Raw genomic sequence first — 18,897 nt, forward strand, 5'->3', positions numbered from 1 at the left:
AAGGTTTATAGTTAAAAATTGAACAAAATTAAGTATAAAATTAGTTTTTTAGCCAGCGTTTATACCAACTTTGAAACACAATTAATGACCATAAAATATGGCTATGGTTTGCCATTCCAGCTAGATGTTCCTGTTTCAGTCTTTTAATGGTCTTAACTTGGAAAATTCCTTGATCTCGAATGGCTTGATCACTCAATAATTCTTCCATTAACGGCCGAAATTCATTACACAACCAATTTTTAATCGGAATACTAAATCCTTCCTTGGGACGATACACACATTCTGCGGGAACGTGACGGGCAGCAACTGATTTTAACAGCACTTTGGTTTCTCCTGGGGTGACTTTTAAGCGTTCAGGAATTTGGAAGGCTAACTCTACTAAATCGGCATCAAGATAGGGCACTCGTGACTCCAAAGAAACCGCCATCGACATTCGATCAACTTTCACTAAAATGTCATCGCTTAAATAGCTTTTGACATCTACATACATACTGCGATTTTGCGGTTGGCGATCGCCTGCTTTATTGAATAAATCAATAATATGAGCGGCGGAAGGTGTGACTAATTCTTGATTAGCTTCGGCTGTAAATAATTGCGATCGCACCGTATCTCCGGCAAAAATTCGCCAGCGAGCATGGGATAAATCCACAGGATTTTCTAACCCTTCAATAAATCGTTTAGCTTTATTCACTAACCCTTTTTTCTGAGGTTGAGGACGCAGAGATTTAATTAAAGGTTCAATTAAATTTTTACGGAAAATCGCCGGAATTTTTTGATATTGTCGGGCTTTTTCATCCGCTAAATAAGTTTCATACCCGCCAAACAATTCATCGCCGCCATCTCCACTTAAAGAAACCGTCACATATTGACGTGCTAACCGAGACACTAAATAGGTGGGAAAAATTGAAAAATCCCCGATGGGATCATCGAGGAAATACATTAAATGTTCAAATAATTCGACTACATTGGGTTGAATCACTTCATTGATATGTTCAACTCCTAAATAAGCCGCCACTTTTTCCGACCATTGCAACTCATTATAGGAGGGATCATCAAACCCAATACTATAGGTTTGAGCTTTCCCCATTAACGCCACGGTCAGGGAAGAATCAACACCGCCCGAAAGAAATGCACCCAAAGGAACATCACTCACCAGTTGCATTGTCACCGATTTTCTTAGTTGTGCTTCAACTTTATCCGCCCATTCTTCATCGGATAATTCAATTTCTTTCGTCCTGGGAATATCCCAATACGTTTGCGGTTCACATCGGGGATTTTCTAAGTTAATTTCTAACAGTTGTCCGGGTTCTAATTGCCGAATTTCCTTAAATAAGGTAGCTTTTCCGGGTACATATTCCCAAGCTAAATATTCCCCTAAAGCATCCAAGTCTAAGGTTTTTTCAACCCGTCCACTGGCTAAAATGGCTTTAATTTCTGATCCCCAAACTAAATCGTTTTGATTAAAGGCATAATAAAGGGGTTTAATTCCTAAATGATCTCGAACTAAATATAGTTTTTTCTGAACGGTATCATGAAGGGCAATGGCAAACATTCCATTCAGATATTTCGGAAACTCAATTCCATATTCTTCATAGGCATAAACAATCACTTCTGTATCGGTTTTGGTGGCAAAAGTATAACCCTTGGATTCAAGTTTGCTCCGCAATTCACGGAAGTTATAAATTTCCCCATTGAAAACTGTTAAAATTGTGCGATCTTGGTTAAAAATCGGTTGTCGTCCACCGCTTAAATCGATGATTGACAACCGCCGCATTCCTAATGCAACCCCGTCTTGAATGTGCATTCCATCTTGATCGGGCCCTCGATGAAAAATGCTATCACACATGGTTTTTAACTGTTCTAGGGTGGGGTGAGGTGAACCCTTGAAAGCCGCGACACCTGTTATTCCACACATCGATTTTAATCCCCTAACGGATCTGTATTAAAAAGGAAAGGACTCTACACTTAGGGTTTAATGATTCCCCGCTAAGTTGGCTCTATTTTAATTAAAATGAATGGGTTCGGCAAGTTTTCCCATTTGCAAAATCGGGCTTCTGAATCATCCAGCAACCTGATTCTCAGAAACCCGATTTTAGCTTAACTCGATTTTAAGTTTAAACCCTTAGCCGAGGATATTTCTAAACCGTTAGAATCTTCTGGCTTTTTAATCAGAGTTTGGGTGACAAACTCTAATAAATTAATCATTTTCTGGGTATAAACTTCACGGGAATATTTTTCTTGATACAGGGTTTGAGCGTTTTTCGCTTTTTGTTGAGCTTCCGCTTCATTCGTTAAAGCTTGAAGAATTCCTCGTCCTAAATCTTGAGGTTCGGGTTCAACTAAGAAAGCGACCGAATCATTTAAAACTTGAGTATGAGAATAAATGCAAGTGGCTACTAAAGGAACTCCACTGGCTAATTGTTGATAGACTTTTAAGGGGGTATTGGTGCCACTGCGACGGGGTGAAACTTGAACTTTAGCTTGATTGGCATAATGTTGCGCTAAAGATTGTTCAACCCGACCTGTAAATAAACACTGTTGATTAATTCCCAGTTCTGTTGCTAAATTGGAGAATAATTGTGTTTGTTCAGAACTTCCCCCAACAATTAATAAAAAGGCTTCGGGATCAGCTTTAGCAACAAAAACAAAGGCTTCTAATAATAAATCAATTCCTTGATAAGACTCTAAGGTTCCTGCATAAATCACTAAATGCTTATGAAAAATCTCTGGGGGAACGCTTAATTTTTTGTTAATATTTGATTGAGTCATTGGGGGTAGATCTCCTTGTGATTAAGATTGGGGTTATAACGAATCCATTAATAAAATTTAAGAAGTTTTGGAGCAACTTGAACTTCATCAAAAATCGAATTTTCAATCAAGAAAACTTTTTGTTGATCCCCAATTACTCCTAAAGCATAGTTATATAAACTTGGACAGATGGTAATGGTGGCATCGGAGGTGTGTAAACAAGCATCTTCCATCGCTTTAAACAAATCAATTAACCATTGAGAGGTCGTAAATCTAAAATTCGTTAACTGTTCAGGAAGACTAGAGTGCATATCATAAATCAGGCGGAATTTAAACAAAGGTTTAAACAGTGCACAAATAAAGATTGCTTCCTCATGAGCGTGAACAAAATCATAATGATTTTTAATCAGTAAAGCAATTGTCCACAGGGTAATAAAAATATCTAAAAATAACTTCAGTTTAGAAGGGCCGATTTTAACATTTCCAAACATCGGAAAACTGGGAATTCTAATAATCCGAACCCCTGGAATATCTAAATCTTGACCTTCGCCATAGGTCAGTAAATCAATATCAACCCCTAATTCGGCTGTAATTAGGGTGCGATAATAGACGCTAAAAGGAGTGCCACGCGGGGTATAAACAGGTTGGGGAGCTATCACTAATGCTTTCATAATTTATCCTTTTTTTCTCATCCGTTTAACCAGTTGCATCGCAATTTGATTGCGAATAAAACGCAGGGGAGTTTCCAAGGTTCCATAGCATTGCAGTTGAGTATTAGGATCTAATAAAATTTCCTTAATACTTTGGGCCGGTTTGTTAAAATCAAGGATACCTTGAATGGCAAATCCAAAACTTCCGGGTCGCCAAGATTCGGAAGCAAAGGGCAGGGGATCAGTTCCGGGTAAAATTCTTAATCCTCGCTCTTTTGCCTGTTTAAAATAAACAGGTTGACTCCAAAAGGTAGGACGACCTCCGTTATCACCGAGAAACAAAGGAAAGGATTCTTTTTGTTCTAATAAACGGCTAATAATCGTGCCTCGTTCTCCCATCCATTTGCCAAAACCCCAAGGAATAAGGGGAATACCGCCCTTTGAAATTACCTGTTGAATTGTCGTTTCAATCGGTAAACGATCCGAAAATTCCTCCGCCGTTAATAAGGCAAGAACTTCGAGCTCTTCAACGGTAACCACTTGACGACCTGCAAAAATAAAAATACCTTGTCCCGTTGAATGTTTGGCATAAACAGAACAGTTTTCTTGGGTTCCCAAAAGGCTCCAATCCTTCAGCATCAGGTTAGAATTTCCATCAGACTGAATGGATTCAATGAGTTTCTGGAAATAATGATCTTTACTGGTTTCTGTTAAAAACAAAAGGGCTGTTTCGGCTTGGGAATACCCTGACTTTTGAGCCGTGGTATTAAAATTTTTGAGTGCCGCATTCAAAAATTCTTCTAGGTCATAGCAGTCATAGATGTGAACATGAGCATCAGCCCAAATCGGTTGGGTTGCATTGGTTGAAGTCATCATAGAGCAACTTTTTAGAGTCTAGTGAAGATTAACTCTACTCATACTATACCCAGTATATTTAACCGCTTTACTTGAATTTAAGCGTAATAAATCACGGGTATTTGATAATGTACGGGTACTATCCAACTTAAGAATTAATGTTAACCTCTATCCTTATCAAAGTCACGGGGTTTTTGTGAAGAATCAACACATTTCAGTCGGATTTATGTAAAGCTTCTGTAAAGCATAGCCCCTGATCAACTTAATGACTTCCCGTTCTCTGTCCTTCGACATATTCTTTTAACTCATACGCCATTCGTTCCATTCCCCGTTTTTCGTCTTCTTGAATAAAGGGTAAAAACACGCGGGTTAACCACCCTGAAAACTCCTGGTGATAGATATATTTTGTGCGTCCCAGACCGATTTCTTGAAGTTCAAATACAGTTTGGTTGCGAAACCCTGGAATTTCTGCTATCCAACTTAAGCAAATTTCCGGTTGTAACACCTGGACTAAAGGTTGAAACACCGTTTCTTCTTCATGGGGGCGCCGACGTACTGCTAAGGTGACTTCTTGGTTTAAAATAAACGGTTGATTGGGATTTCGATCCCATAAAAATGTATTCCACTTAAACCAATCTTGCTTTTCATATAAGGCATACCAAACTTTTCGCTGAGAAGCTTCTATTTTAATTTCTGTATATAAACGAGTCATAAGAGTTATAGACTAAATTTGTCCTCTTCTTAGATTAACCTATTTTTAGTCAGCTATAAAATGTGGACTTTATTACATAGTCAACTGCATCGTACCCTACGAACGCGTCAATTGTTACCTGCCTCTCAACGGTTATTAGTTGCTGTCTCTGGGGGGCAAGATTCCTTATGTTTAATCAAATTATTATTAGATTTACAACCGAAATGGCAGTGGCAAATTGCAATAGTTTATTGTGATCATTGCTGGCGTTCTGACTCTCAAGTTAATGGGGATTATATTGAACAATTAGCCCAGACTTGGCAGATCAAATTTTATCGAGAAACGGCTGAAGTGATTCCCAAGACAGAAGCCGCCGCCCGACAATGGAGATATCAAGTTTTGAGTCAAATTGCCCAAAACCATCATTTTTCTTATGTGGTTACAGGTCATACCAAAAGCGATCGCGCCGAAACCTTACTTTATAATTTAATCCGGGGTAGTGGTGCCGATGGTTTACAAGCGTTAACTTGGCAACGTCCTCTACTTTTAGAATCTCCTCTTCTTGAAACCAATTTAATGGCTTCTATTCAGTTAGTTCGTCCCTTATTAGAAATTTCCCGTGAACAAACCGGGCAGTTTTGTCAAGAAAATAACTTAAAAATTTGGGTCGATACAACTAATAATGATTTACATTATGCTCGTAACCGAATTCGCCAAGAATTGTTACCCTATTTACAAACCCATTTTAATCCTCAAGTTGAATCCCATCTCGCACAAACAGCTGAATTACTACGTGCAGAAGTTGACTATTTAGACTCCTTAACCGAAACGTTGTTTCAACAAGTTGTATTCTTAGAAAATAACAGTCAAAACTCCTTAAAAATCAATCGGTTAATTTTACGTCAAGCCCATGAAGCCCTACAACGTCGAGTTTGTCGTAAAGTTTTACAACAAGTTATGTCAACAACTCCTAACTTTGAACAAATTGAAAAATTAATCTTTTTAATTTCAGCCCCCAACCGTAGCCAAACCGATCCTTTTCCGGGGGGCGCGATGGCAAGAGTAGACCGAGACTGGATCGTTTTTGATTGAAAGTTTCTAATACAATTGTTAAGAACTTTTATTCTTTGCAAAACACAACCCTACAATGCAGAGTATAGAGTTGACAAAGGAGCCTTCCTATGGCGTATGTATGCGAACTAGGGGCGGGTCAAAGAGTTTATTTAGAAAATCAAGGTCTGCAAACCGTTGTCACCTTGATGAGTAGCAGTCCAGGACAACAGCAACAAGCCAGTAACAGTTTTACAACTGGGGTTTGGAGTTCGCCGCCCCAGGTGTTTCAAACGCCTTATGGTATGGTGCTGAAAATTACATCAGAACAAGGGGAAAAAACCTTACAAATTCAAGGCAGTGGTGTCAGTGTCATCAGTTCAATGCCATTGGCGAAAGACTCAGAACAATTGCCTGTTCATGAAGTGGCTACTTTACCCGTTTCCCCGATGCCGGGAGTGGAAAGCCTAAAACCCATGCCGCCGATGAAACCCATGGAACCGATGAACCTGAACATGGGGAATATGCAGATGAGCATGAACCCGATGGAAATGCGAATGGGAAATATGGGAATGCGAATGGGTTCACCTGCACCCCAAAATACACCCCAAACCCAGCGTTTCTGCACCCAATGTGGGGCATCTGTTAAACCCGAAGACCGATTTTGCTCCAGTTGTGGACATCCTATTCATCATCAATAATTCGTGAATCGGGAATCGGCAATGGGTACTTTTGCAATGGCCAACCGTTAACAGTTAACAGTCACTCCCAAACGGTCAACAGTTAACAATTTATATCGGAAAAATGTCTATTAAAGTTAGTCTAAATCACCAGATTTCCTATCAGTTTGAACGGTCTGTTATTCTAGGGCCTCATACATTGGGATTACGTCCATCTCCCCATTGTCGAACACCGATTTTAAGTTATTCCCTGAAAATTTTCCCCGCCCATTATCAACTCACCTGGCTACAAGATCATGATGGCAATTTTTTAGCGCGAGTTAACTTTCCAGAAAGCACTGATTTTTTACAAATTGAAGTGGATTTAATCGCCCAAATTCAACCGATTAATCCCTTCAACTTTTTTATTGAAAGTTATGCAGCAAACTATCCGTTTGAATATGAAACTAGATTAGCTCAAGAATTGATTCCTTTTTTAGAGATTCGGGAATCGGGAGAATTATTAAAAAATTGGGTTGATATTAATTATAAAAAAAATCTTTATATTCTTGATTTTTTATTAGAATTAAATCAGAAACTATCCCAAACCATTGAATATCAAGTTAGATTTGAACCTGGAATCCAAACCTGTGAAGAAACCCTAGAGAAAAAAATTGGTTCCTGTCGAGATACCGCTTGGTTATTAGTACAAATTTTACGTCATTATGGATTAGCTACCCGATTTGTTTCGGGATATTTAATTCAACTCAGGAATGATATTCCTCCGTTAGATGGAGAACCGGGGCCATTACAAGATAATGCCGATTTACACGCTTGGGTTGAGGTGTATTTACCCGGTGCCGGTTGGCTAGGACTTGACCCGACATCGGGTTTAATTACCGCAGAAGGTCATATTCCATTAATGTGTGTTGCTGACCCTTTAGAAGCTCGTCCAGTTCAAGGAACCTTTGAACCTTGTGAGTCAAAATTAAACTTTGCGGTTACGGTTTCTCGTTATTATGAAATTCCGAGAGTTACGAAACCTTATACGGAAGAACAATGGCAAATTATTCAGGATTTAGGAGAACAAGTTGAAGTTGATTTACAACGTTTAAATGTGGGTTTAACTATGGGAGGAGAACCTACATTTGTTTCTATTGATGATTTTGAATCTCCTCAATGGCGCATCGCCGCATTAGGTGAAGAAAAACGTCAACTCGCTGGACAACTCCTCACCCGTTTACAAGATAAATTTACTCAAAAGGGAGGATTACTCCATTATGGATTAGGTAAATGGTATCCAGGGGAAATCTTACCTCGTTGGGCATTAGGATGTTATTGGCGAAAAGATCACGTTCCGTTATGGCAAAATCCAGAACTGTATGCTCAAGAAGATCAAGATTATGGTTATATTCAACAAGATGCCTTAATTTTTATCGAAGCATTAGTTAAAAATTTAGGGGTAAAATCCGACTGTATTATTCAAGCTTATGAACCCAATTCTAATATCATTGCTGGATATACCTTACCGATTTTACCTATCTTTAAAGGGGATCAGATTCACTGGAGTAGTTGTCTTTGGCGATTACCGAATTCTAACAAAATTGAACTATTACCAGGAACTTCTCCCATCGGGTTTCGCTTACCCTTAAGCTCTTTAAATTGGCATCAAGATGAACTGGAACAGGAAGCGGTTCTTCCTTTAAATCATACCCCAATTGTTCCGAGTTCTGAACCTTTAGAATCTCCGATTAATTCGATTCGAGTTGCTTTAAGTGTAGAAGCTCGACAAGGAAAAATTCACGTTTTCCTGCCTCCTGTAAGCTCGGCGCGCAGTTTTGTTGATTTAATTGCTACCATTGAAAAAACAGCCGCCCAGGTTCAATATCCTGTCATTTTAGAAGGATATACCCCGCCGGGTAATACAGAAATTATTGGGTTTCAAATTACTCCTGACCCCGGAGTGATTGAAGTTAATATTCATCCGGCTTCTAATTGGAAAGAATTAGTTGAAATTACCACAACTTTATATGAAGAAGCGAGATTATGCCGTTTAGGAACGGAAAAATATCTCTTAGATGGGCGTAGAATTCCAACGGGGGGAGGTGCTCATGTAACCCTGGGTGGAAAAACCGTTTATGATAGTCCCTTATTGCGTCGTCCTGATTTATTAAGAAGTTTAATTACTTATTGGCAAAATCATCCTTGTTTAACGTTTTTATTCTCCGATTTATTTGTCGGGCCAACCAGTCAATCTCCCCGTGTTGATGAAGCTCGACACGAAAGTTTATATGATTTAGAAATCGCCTTTCAACAGTTAACACCTAATGAGCAGATTCCGCCTGAATTAGTAGATCGATTATTAAGGAATTTATTAATTGATATTACGGGTAATACCCACCGTTCGGCGTTTTGTATTGATAAATTATACCCGATTGAAAACCCTAGAAATCAATTAGGATTGTTAGAATTTAGAGCGTTTGCCATGCCGCCCCATCCGCGCATGAACTTATTACAATTGTTATTAATTCGAGCATTAGTGGCTTGGTTTTGGGAAAAACCTTATAACTATCCGTTAATTCGTTGGGGAACAACCCTTCATGATCGGTTTATGTTACCGCATTATTTAGGAGAAGATTTAAAAGCCGTTTTGGGGGATTTAAAAACCATTGGTTATCACTTTGATTTGGATTGGTTTGCCCCATTTTTTGAATTTCGTTTTCCCCGTTACGGAGAAATCATAAAAGAAGGTGTGGAATTAGAACTGCGTCATGCTATTGAACCTTGGCACGTTTTAGGAGAAGAAACTGTATCGGGAAATACCGCCCGTTATGTTGATTCTTCTATGGAAAGACTACAAGTAAAATTAAGCAATGCGTTAGGAAATTCTCCCAATATTGATAGCTATTCCGCTCGATATATTGTCACTTGTCAAGGTCGTCCGATTCCGTTAAAATCGACTGGAAATCCTGGGGAATATGTCGGGGCGGTGCGATTTAGAGCCCGACGATATGCCTCAATTTTACATCCCTCCATTAACCCCCATGATCCGTTAATTTTTGATATTGTTGATACTTGGGCTAACCGTTCTATTGGCGGATGTACTTATTTTGTCAATCCTCCGAATGGGAAAATTTATCTCCAATTTCCCGTCAATCATCGAGAAGCAGAAAGTCGAATGTTAGAACGATTTATTACAATGGGGCATACCCCAGGGTTGATGAAAATTCCCCCGTTACACCTCAATCCTGAATATCCTTTAACCTTAGATTTACGACAAATTCCCTAACTTTCAAAAAAGGGTAAAATTATTCTAAACCGGCATAGGATGTAGTTTCATCCGTTAATTCAGCAGTTTCTGAGAAGGTTTTTTCTAAGAAAATAATGGGTTTTTGGCTAGGATCAATTCGAGTCCCTTGTTCCATCATCAGACTTTGGGTTTGCTTGGGATCGAAATAACGGCTAAATTCTTCCTGTTCTTTCATCACCCGTTCCTGGGTGATTTTGACCTCAGCCCGAATATCTTGTAATTTTTCAGACGCTAAACGATGTTGCGGCAAAATCTGAATTAAGGCAGATAGGGAAAAAGCCGATAAAATTAAATTCACCCCTAACTTGATGGTGGTTTCAACCGTGAGAAGGCGAAGGTTTTGGCTCAGTTGTTGCTGGGGAATTCGACGCGCACGGGAACGACGAGAGACTTGAGCAGGTTGACGATTGTAGGGAATAGGTCGAGTCGCAGACATGATCGTTTAATTCAGATAACAATTCAGTCGAGCCAAGCCGCAGTCAATGATAAGTTTCCCGAACACCGATGCAACAATTGACATCAAATTCGGATTCCCATAAAAAACTGCCTCGACAGTTTGACCGAGTTAACACACAATACTCTATCCCATTCAGGCGATAATTGTCTGTACTCTTAATATTTTCTGTCGAGACAGATACCGGAAGCAGGGGGTAGGTTGGAGAAGTCCCAGGAACAGGAGAACAGGAGGAGAAATCATGAAGTTCTAAGTTTTTCCCGACATCCTAAACCCGATAGCCTTGTTCCTTCGGACTCCGCACTCCCGACTCTTAACCCTTCTGCTTCCTGTGTACTTTTTATTTATAGAGTTCTGTAGCCAAACGGAAAGCTAAAATTCCAGGGATTAAGGCAACGACTAGAGCAATATACACTTGAGTATCCGTCATTGTTGAATAGCTCCTTCATAAATTGAGATAATCGTTCACCAATGTCAACTAATTTGGACGTTTTGGGAAGAGCATTGTAACAAAAAGTTGAAAAAGGTGGGATGTAGACCGTTGACGGTTAGGGAGCGGGACACTCTTGTTCCCCTGTTCCGGGTACTCCCCCTCTCAATTCATTAACCCCGAAAACGTCAAACTCCAATATAATTTACAATTAGAACCCTATGGAAATTATCAATTCTTAATGTTAGACCTTGATCACGTTTTTGAGTTTTCTCGAAATTTAGAGTTAAATCTTCTCGTTTTATTACCAATTTTAATTGCATTAGAAGCGGTATTATCTGCGGATAATGCGATTGCTTTAGCTTCTATAGCTTGTGGGTTAGAAGATACAAAGCTTCAAAATAAAGCTCTGAATATCGGCTTATTGATGGCTTTTATTTTAAGAATTCTTTTGATTATAACAGCGACTTGGGTGATTAAGTTTTGGCAATTTGAATTGTTAGGAGCTTTATATTTACTGTGGCTGGTTTTTCGATATTTTACCAATAAAAGTCAGGAAGATGAATCAGAAAAAGAGGTTCGTTATCGATCATTCTGGCAAGTTTTACCTTTGATTGCCATTACGGATCTTGCCTTTTCCCTCGATAGTGTGACGGCGGCGATCGCGATTTCAGATCGAGCTTGGTTAGTGATTACTGGGGCTACCGTCGGAATTATTATCCTACGATTTATGGCAAGTTTATTTATTCAATGGTTAAAAGAATATGTCTATTTAGAAACCGCCGGATATTTAACGGTTGGGTTAGTCGGATTACGCTTATTATTGCGAGTCATTGATCAAGCTTTAGTCCCCCCGGAATGGTTAATGGTGGTTCTCACCTTAAGTTTATTTGCTTGGGGATTTTCCCAACGAACCAGTAGTTCTCCGAGTAATCCCTAATGGTTCAGGGTTAACGATAGATTTAACCGCTAACCCCTGTTCACCTACTCAACTAACCAAGGTTTAATCGTGGGTTCCCAATTGGCTAATTCTGCATCACTAAACCATAAGCTGATTTCGTTTTGTGCAGTTTCAATCGCATCGGAACCATGAATAATATTGCGACCAATATTGATTCCAAAATCACCCCGAATGGTTCCGGGTTCAGCGTTTAATGGGTTCGTAGCACCGATGATTTTACGCGCCGATGCTACCACACCATCTCCTTCCCAGACCATTGCCACAATCGGGCCAGAAGTAATAAAAGACACTAAACTATAGAAAAAGGGTCTTTCTTTGTGGACTGCATAGTGTTTTTCTGCTAATTCCTGAGAGGGGATGAGCAGTTTCAGCCCCACTAGGGTAAACCCTTTGGTTTCAAAACGCCGAATAATTTCGCCCACGAGTCCACGCTGAACGCCATCGGGTTTAATCGCAATAAATGTCCGTTCCAAGGGAATCTCCTTAACTGTCATTAAAGTTCACAATTAAGATTACCGTATCCCAGGTGACAGATTGCTAGTCATTCTTAACTGAACCCGTTAAACTGTCTGATGGTTGATCAACGGCAAGGATAAAATCAAGATGGACGTCAACGCAATCACTCCTACCACAGAAACTCCCTCCACAAATGCTTCCCAGGTGACGGTCAAAAAAACCTGGACAATTGAAGACAGTGAAAAACTCTACCGCATTCAAGGATGGGGTGATCCTTATTTTTCCATTAATGCTGCGGGTCATGTCACGGTTTCCCCGAAAGCTAACCGAGGGGGATCTTTAGATTTATTAAAATTAGTTGAATCTTTAAAAAGTCGCAATATTGAATTACCTTTATTAATTCGATTTCCTGATATTCTCGAAGACCGCATTGAACGATTAAATGCTTGTTTTGCTAAAGCGATCGCCCGTTATAGTTACCCCGGTGTTTATCGCGGGGTTTATCCGGTTAAATGTAATCAAGAACGCCATTTACTCGAAGATTTAGTTCGCTTTGGTCAACCTTATCATTTTGGATTGGAAGCCGGATCAAAACCGGAATTATTAATTGCTTTAGCCTTATTAAAAAATCCCGATTCCTTGTTGATTTGTAATGGCTATAAAGATCAAGAATATATTCATACTGCTCTTTTAGCTCAACGATTGGGACAAACAGCCATTATTGTTTTAGAACAAATTGAAGAAGTCGATTTAGTCATAGCTGCGAGTCAACAATTAGGTATCCGTCCGATTGTGGGAGTCCGAGCTAAATTAAGTACAAAAGGCATGGGACGTTGGGGCGGTTCAACGGGCGATCGCGCTAAATTTGGCTTAACCATTCCAGAAATTATGGAAGTTGTAGAACGCTTGAAACAAGTTGAGATGTTAGATTGTTTGCAATTGTTACATTTTCATATTGGTTCTCAAATTTCTTCCATTAGTGTCATTAAAGAAGCCCTCCAAGAAGCCAGTCAAATTTATGTCGAATTAGCTGAATTAGGAGCGAATATGAAATATTTTGATGTGGGTGGAGGTTTAGGGGTTGATTATGATGGCTCTAAAACCAATTTCCACGCCTCTAAAAACTATAATATGCAAAATTATGCCAATGACGTTGTAGCGGAGGTTAAAGAAGCTTGTGAGGAGCGAAAATTACCAGTTCCGACGTTAATTAGTGAAAGTGGACGCGCGATCGCATCCCATCAATCCGTATTAGTTTTTGATGTCTTAGGAACCAGCGATATCCCCAGGGAAGAACCGCCGATTATTGCTGAAAAAGATCATCTGATTTTAAGAAATTTAGATGATACTTATCGCTCAATTAATGAAGATAATTATCAAGAAGCGTATCACGATGCAACTCAATTTAAAGGAGAGGCAATCAGTTTATTTAACTTTGGTTATTTAAGTTTAAGTGATCGGGCAAAAGCAGAAAAACTTTATTGGGCTTGTTGCCGAAAAATTTTAGAAATTGTTAGGAATGCCGATTACCTTCCTGATGAATTAGAAGATTTAGAAAAAATCATGGCTTCAATATATTATGTCAATCTTTCGGTCTTTAAATCTGCCCCGGATACTTGGGCCATTGATCAATTATTCCCCATTATGCCTATTCATCGATTAGATGAAGAACCTACAAAACGGGCAACTTTAGCGGATTTAACCTGCGATAGTGATGGCAAAATTGATCAATTTATTGATTTACGGGATATTAAATATGTTTTAGAATTACATTCCTTAGAACAGTCCTCAAATTCTGTTCAAAATCTCCAACCAAAACAACCTTATTATTTAGGAATGTTCTTAGCAGGCGCTTATCAAGAAATTATGGGAAGTCTACATAATTTATTTGGGGATACGAATGTAGTTCATATTAAACTGACTCCCCAAGGGTATCAAATTGAATACGTGATTAAAGGAGATACCATGAACGAAGTATTAAGTTATGTTCAGTATGATACAGAGGATTTAATCGAAAGTATTCGTCGTCAAACCGAACACGCATTAGAATCAAATCAGATTACTTTAGAAGAATCTCAACTGCTTTTACAAAACTATGAACGCAGTTTGCGACGTTATACCTATCTGCATTAATTCCGTAGGGTAGTTCATGGAAGTATCGACATTAAACTAATTGAGCGATGTCAAAAGCTTGTGAACCTATAGTCAAGGTTTCAAGCTCTGACTCGCTCTGGAAAATCAACGACTCCATCTGATATGGAACTCAAGTGAGTTAAAGTGCGATCACTTGATCGAACTGATTTAAAAATTATTTGGCTTTGCGTTTGTTCATATCTTCCAGAAATACCTGTTGGTAATTCAAGAAGTTGTTATGCCATTCCTTAAAACGGCGCTCGCCATCACGGACTAGCATTTGGCGATATTTTTCGGACGGGATGTAATCCTTTGTAGTTGTCATAAAAAAAGCATGGAAATTTGGACACTCAGCGTCTTTAGACCTGAGAGGAAGAACGACACTGCGATCAACTCAGTGACTGCTCAGGGGAATTGATTCCCCGAAAAAGATTAGAGTCTATTGCCAGCTTGGGGGTGCTGACAGTGCTGATCGACTGACTGATTTTTGAACTTTAATTTTATGATTACATAGTTAGACAATTTTGCACCAGTGATCTCCATCTTCAGGAATACTTTTGGGGATGAAACCAGGGTTAAAACCCTAATTTTCTTTTTTTTATGGAGTTTCACAGTAGGGCGACAACGATTAATACAATCATACTCAGGTTATTAGCACTCAATCTGGAGTCGGGAAAAATCTAGTGTTCAATGATCTCTTTTGAGCGAAGTTTCGGATGGGGATGGATATTATTTCTAACCGTCGATAACTGACGTTTTTGGGCGTTATAAGTTTGCCATTGATTCAAGAGTCCATACAGAAAAACCGTTAATAATAATTCGTATAATAGGGGGATCAGATGACTCAAATTAAATAATCCTCTGGAGTAATGAATACCAGGGAAAACGAGAATAGGTGATTTAAAAAACTGATCTAAAAAAGGTAAAAACAGTTTAATTCCTCGTCCTTCAGCAAAGAAATCGAGGAATAAATGGGAACTATAAAGAATTAAAGTAAATCGAAATAACTGGAAATAGGAGATTTTCCAAATTTTACTAGCAACCCAACTTATAATAAGACTAAAACCCAAGGCAAATATTAAACTATGGCTAATTCCCCGATGCAACTTTAATCCTGTTAACATTTGAGGAATAAAATCAAAATCTGCACAGGTAGCAATAAAAACTGGATATAGAATATTAAGATCAAAGCGACGAACCCGATAGGATAGAGGAATAAAATTGGCAGGTAAATATTTACCTAGTAAATACCCCGTCGCTGCATGAAATAGAGGAGTAGACATAATTGCTAATCAGTGATCAGATTGTGATTCCCAGAAGCTTTAAGATTTTCTATAATCAAGGATTTTAGAAATCAAAAAAGAATAGATCTATTAAGACAAAACGATTGCAAACTGACCACAAAACCCGTAGAAAAAAAACTTGATTAGAAAAGTAAACCAAGGGAAAAAGGGTTTGGTCTCCAAACCCCTACTCTTTTTTTGAGTTGAATAGTAATAGCCAATAATAGCAGACAATACTGAAAGTATCCTTTAGAGTTTAATTTCTTTTAAGCTAGTTCGGGGATTAAACGTCCGACTAGAGCGAATTTTCTCATAATATTCTCGTTCATTAGGGCTCAGTTCTTTGGGCGGAACCACAACAATTTTAACCAATTGATCGCTACGTCCTCCACCCTTGGGCTTTGGCCATCCTTTACCCCGCAACCGTAAAGATTGTCCTGAACGAATTCCAGGGGGAATATTCATTGTCACCATTCCATCGGGTGTGGGAACTTCAACAGATGTTCCTAAAACCACTTCATCAGGAGTTAAAGGCAATTCACAAACCAGATTTTCTCCGTCAAATTGGAAAAAGGGATGGGGTTGAAGTTCCACTTTCAGGTATAAATCTCCCCGTTGTTGGGTGTAGGGGTCAAGTTGACCTTGACCTCGAACTCTAATCTTACTCCCCGGTTTCATTCCGGCTGGAATGGTAACTTCCCCAGTCCCATATCGTTTTTGAGTCCCGTGAAACGCTTCACTGAGGGTGAGGGTCAAGATGGCTTCAGTATTGGGTACTGAAGAAGGATTTCGGCCATTAAATCCAGAGGAAAAATCATTATAAGCCCCGCCGCCAAATCCTGATGGCCCTGCGGTTTGGGTACGATAGGAAGAACTGCGACTGCTATTCGTTCCCGGTCTAGTCCCGCCCGCCCCAGCACGACCCAAAAGGGCGTTAATAAAGTCATCAAAACTATTAAAGTCAGTAAAATCAAATCCGCTAACATCGCCGTTGGAGCCTGCCCCACCGGGCCATCCTGTACTTCCGGCTTGATTCCAATATTGACCAAATTGATCGTATTTGCGACGCTTATCCAAGTCAGATAAGACCTCATAAGCTTCGTTAACTTGCTTAAAACGGGCTTCGGCTTGTTTATTCCCTGGATTCATATCCGGGTGATATTTACGGGCCAGTTTACGGTAGGCTTTTTTAATATCATCGGCCGTTGCCGTTTTGTCCAATCCTAAAATCACATAGTAATCTTTATAATCAGTGGCAGGCATTCTTCCCCTCTCCTCAATACAGTGTTGTGAAGCTACGGATTTGGTTACAGTCTTCTTTAATTAATATAGTTCAGCCACTTCATGGCCAGTGATTTTAATTTAATCTGAATCGGGTTGGATTGCTTCCACACCTGAGATTCCATAACCCAATGGTAATTAACTTCTCTTACAGCGTATCAAGGTTTTCAACTTGATTGGGTTCGGTTGTTGCTGATAGGCTGATCGCAATGTCCGAACTTTCCCAAGCGGGATCTCGACGGAAACATGACCCAGGATGCTCAGGAATCGCTAGGATCATAAAAGCATAGAGTTAAAAAAAGACTCGGTCATCAATACCGTTACCAGGAGAACCGTTCATGAATCTGGTCATACTCCAGAATGGATTAGATAATATTTCCTTTGCCATTTTGTTTGTCACCCTATTGTTATATTGGGTGGGGGCTGCGTTTCCCAATATTCCCTATCTCTGGGCTTTGGGAACCGCAGGAATGGCGATCGCCAATCTCTGTATTGCTGCCTTATTAGGAGCCAGATGGATTGAGGCAGGTTATTTTCCCATTAGTAATTTATATGAATCGCTATTTTTCCTAACGTGGGGGCTCACAACAATTCATCTGATTGCGGAAAATATGAGTCGGAGTCGTTTAGTAGGGGTGGTGACTTCCCCAGTGGCGATGAGTATTGCCGCCTTTGCCGCCTTAAAATTACCGCCCCAAATGCGCGTGGCTGAACCCCTCGTTCCCGCTTTAAAATCCAACTGGTTAATGATGCACGTTAGCGTCATGATGTTGAGTTATGCCACCTTAATGGTCGGTTCCCTGTTGGCTGTTGCGTTTTTAATTTTGACACGGGGACAGGAAGTAGAATTAAGTGGCAGTTCTCTGGGAACCCGCATTTCTCGAAATCATCAAAAAACTGTTACGGATTTAGTGAGTTATTCTTCGCAAACTCTGACAGAATCTAACCAGACCGTCACAACCAATGGTCAAGGGACAACAGCAGTATTAGAAGTGGTTCAAGTGGCGAACCCTCTTCCATCGGTTACACCCCTTTCCCCCCAACGATTAACCTTAGTGGAAACCATTGATAATATTAGTTATCGAATTATTGGCTTAGGATTCCCGCTTTTAACCATTGGGATTATTGCCGGGGCTGTTTGGGCGAATGAAGCTTGGGGTTCTTATTGGAGTTGGGATCCGAAAGAAACTTGGGCGTTAATTACTTGGTTAGTGTTCGCGGCTTATTTACACGCCCGCATTACTCGCGGTTGGCAAGGACGCAAACCAGCAATTTTAGCAGCTACAGGATTTGTTGTAGTTTGGGTATGCTATTTAGGAGTTAATCTATTAGGAAAAGGTTTACATTCCTATGGCTGGTTCTTCTAAATAAGTTAACTCCTTTTCCGGGGGATTCCCTGGGGTAATAGACAATTTACAGGACATACAAATGAGCGATTTAAGTTATCTTCTCAATGATGATGATGTCATTAGTACCAGTGAAAGTGCCTTGATGTTTCAATGTACGTTTAAGGCGAGTGAATTTTTGTCCATTATGGAATCTAAGTTAGAAGAGGAAAATTTATTTCAGGAAGGGATTGAGTGTCAACTGTTACGCCCTAATCAATCTTGGACAACTGGTAAGTTTCGGATGCGCTTAGAATTTTGCCCCGATGATCTCGATACAAACTCTCAAGAGACTCGCGGTATTCCTACTTCTGAATATACTCCCCCTCCCACAATTTCTTCTACTTCATCGGACTCTAATTCTGAAGTTGCACCGTTTGTGAATCGACCGACAAAAAGTGTGGGAATGTGGAGTTAATTTTTCAAATTCTCTCTCTACAATTTAACAAATTTGATTCGAGTTCAAGGTTCAAAATACAATCTCTTGTCTTTTGAATTTTGAGCTTTTTTCTTAATGAACCGCAAAATTCAACTCCTCACCCTTGACAACC

17 protein-coding genes are annotated in these 18,897 nt (G+C 39.6%); 7 read left to right on the forward strand and 10 right to left on the reverse strand.

Annotation, left to right across the window (positions count from 1 at the left end; all coding sequences use genetic code 11):
* Positions 1-40: 40 nt before the first annotated feature.
* The 5 genes from asnB to ACKPEB_RS09915 form a co-directional block, all read right to left on the reverse strand.
* Positions 41-1,915 (reverse strand): asparagine synthase (glutamine-hydrolyzing), encoded by a 1,875-nt coding sequence (asnB, locus tag ACKPEB_RS09895; protein WP_408964714.1) that lies wholly within the window; start codon positions 1,913-1,915, stop codon positions 41-43.
* Between the two features lie 182 nt (positions 1,916-2,097).
* On the reverse strand, positions 2,098-2,769 hold the full coding sequence (locus ACKPEB_RS09900) for a glycosyltransferase (protein WP_408964715.1): 672 nt from the start codon (positions 2,767-2,769) through the stop codon (positions 2,098-2,100).
* 47 nt (positions 2,770-2,816) lie between these two features.
* A complete protein-coding gene (locus ACKPEB_RS09905) occupies positions 2,817-3,419 on the reverse strand; it encodes a glycosyltransferase (RefSeq protein ID WP_408964716.1) in 603 nt (200 codons plus the stop codon).
* A gap of 3 nt (positions 3,420-3,422) precedes the next feature.
* Positions 3,423-4,274 carry a hypothetical protein gene (locus tag ACKPEB_RS09910; RefSeq protein WP_408964717.1) on the reverse strand — a complete coding sequence of 284 codons (852 nt, stop codon included), beginning with the start codon at positions 4,272-4,274 and terminating at the stop codon, positions 3,423-3,425.
* A 241-nt stretch (positions 4,275-4,515) separates the two neighbouring features.
* Positions 4,516-4,965 (reverse strand): SRPBCC domain-containing protein, encoded by a 450-nt coding sequence (locus ACKPEB_RS09915; RefSeq protein WP_408964718.1) that lies wholly within the window; start codon positions 4,963-4,965, stop codon positions 4,516-4,518.
* 60 nt (positions 4,966-5,025) lie between these two features.
* Here ACKPEB_RS09915 and tilS point away from each other — a divergent pair, with 60 nt between their 5' ends.
* From tilS to ACKPEB_RS09930, 3 genes are all read left to right on the forward strand, one after another.
* The gene (tilS, locus tag ACKPEB_RS09920; RefSeq protein ID WP_408964719.1) at positions 5,026-6,036 is read left to right on the forward strand and encodes a tRNA lysidine(34) synthetase TilS; all 1,011 of its coding nucleotides are present in this window, start codon (positions 5,026-5,028) and stop codon (positions 6,034-6,036) included.
* 89 nt (positions 6,037-6,125) lie between these two features.
* Positions 6,126-6,695 carry a zinc ribbon domain-containing protein gene (locus ACKPEB_RS09925; protein ID WP_408964720.1) on the forward strand — a complete coding sequence of 190 codons (570 nt, stop codon included), beginning with the start codon at positions 6,126-6,128 and terminating at the stop codon, positions 6,693-6,695.
* Positions 6,696-6,798: 103 nt separating this feature from the next.
* The gene (locus tag ACKPEB_RS09930; RefSeq protein WP_408964721.1) at positions 6,799-9,942 is read left to right on the forward strand and encodes a DUF2126 domain-containing protein; all 3,144 of its coding nucleotides are present in this window, start codon (positions 6,799-6,801) and stop codon (positions 9,940-9,942) included.
* 19 nt (positions 9,943-9,961) lie between these two features.
* Here the strand turns inward: ACKPEB_RS09930 and ACKPEB_RS09935 are convergent, their stop codons facing one another.
* A complete protein-coding gene (locus ACKPEB_RS09935) occupies positions 9,962-10,399 on the reverse strand; it encodes a hypothetical protein (RefSeq protein ID WP_408964722.1) in 438 nt (145 codons plus the stop codon).
* A gap of 358 nt (positions 10,400-10,757) precedes the next feature.
* The gene (gene psaM, locus ACKPEB_RS09940) at positions 10,758-10,847 is read right to left on the reverse strand and encodes a photosystem I reaction center subunit XII (protein WP_408964723.1); all 90 of its coding nucleotides are present in this window, start codon (positions 10,845-10,847) and stop codon (positions 10,758-10,760) included.
* A 241-nt stretch (positions 10,848-11,088) separates the two neighbouring features.
* On the opposite strand from psaM, the gene ACKPEB_RS09945 reads away from it, so the two are divergent.
* A complete protein-coding gene (locus ACKPEB_RS09945) occupies positions 11,089-11,787 on the forward strand; it encodes a TerC family protein (RefSeq protein ID WP_408964724.1) in 699 nt (232 codons plus the stop codon).
* A 44-nt stretch (positions 11,788-11,831) separates the two neighbouring features.
* On the opposite strand, the gene ndk is transcribed toward ACKPEB_RS09945, so the two are convergent.
* The gene (ndk, locus tag ACKPEB_RS09950; RefSeq protein WP_408964739.1) at positions 11,832-12,281 is read right to left on the reverse strand and encodes a nucleoside-diphosphate kinase; all 450 of its coding nucleotides are present in this window, start codon (positions 12,279-12,281) and stop codon (positions 11,832-11,834) included.
* Positions 12,282-12,411: 130 nt separating this feature from the next.
* On the opposite strand from ndk, the gene speA reads away from it, so the two are divergent.
* Complete coding sequence (gene speA, locus ACKPEB_RS09955; RefSeq protein ID WP_408964725.1) at positions 12,412-14,397, forward strand: biosynthetic arginine decarboxylase; 1,986 nt, start codon at positions 12,412-12,414, stop codon at positions 14,395-14,397.
* 680 nt (positions 14,398-15,077) lie between these two features.
* On the opposite strand, the gene ACKPEB_RS09960 is transcribed toward speA, so the two are convergent.
* Together ACKPEB_RS09960 and ACKPEB_RS09965 are read right to left on the reverse strand one after the other, a co-directional pair.
* Positions 15,078-15,680: a metal-dependent hydrolase gene (locus ACKPEB_RS09960; protein ID WP_408964726.1), complete on the reverse strand. Its 603-nt coding sequence runs from the start codon at positions 15,678-15,680 to the stop codon at positions 15,078-15,080.
* Positions 15,681-15,929: 249 nt separating this feature from the next.
* Positions 15,930-16,943 (reverse strand): DnaJ C-terminal domain-containing protein, encoded by a 1,014-nt coding sequence (locus ACKPEB_RS09965; protein ID WP_408964727.1) that lies wholly within the window; start codon positions 16,941-16,943, stop codon positions 15,930-15,932.
* A gap of 356 nt (positions 16,944-17,299) precedes the next feature.
* Between ACKPEB_RS09965 and ccsB the strand changes: the two genes are divergently transcribed.
* A complete protein-coding gene (gene ccsB, locus ACKPEB_RS09970) occupies positions 17,300-18,328 on the forward strand; it encodes a c-type cytochrome biogenesis protein CcsB (RefSeq protein ID WP_408964728.1) in 1,029 nt (342 codons plus the stop codon).
* 61 nt (positions 18,329-18,389) lie between these two features.
* Positions 18,390-18,764, forward strand: coding sequence for a KGK domain-containing protein (locus ACKPEB_RS09975; RefSeq protein WP_408964729.1), 375 nt, complete (start codon positions 18,390-18,392; stop codon positions 18,762-18,764).
* The last annotated feature ends 133 nt before the right edge of the window (positions 18,765-18,897 follow it).

It is taken from the genome of Planktothrix sp., assembly GCF_046067725.1.
Lineage (GTDB): Bacteria > Cyanobacteriota > Cyanobacteriia > Cyanobacteriales > Microcoleaceae > Planktothrix.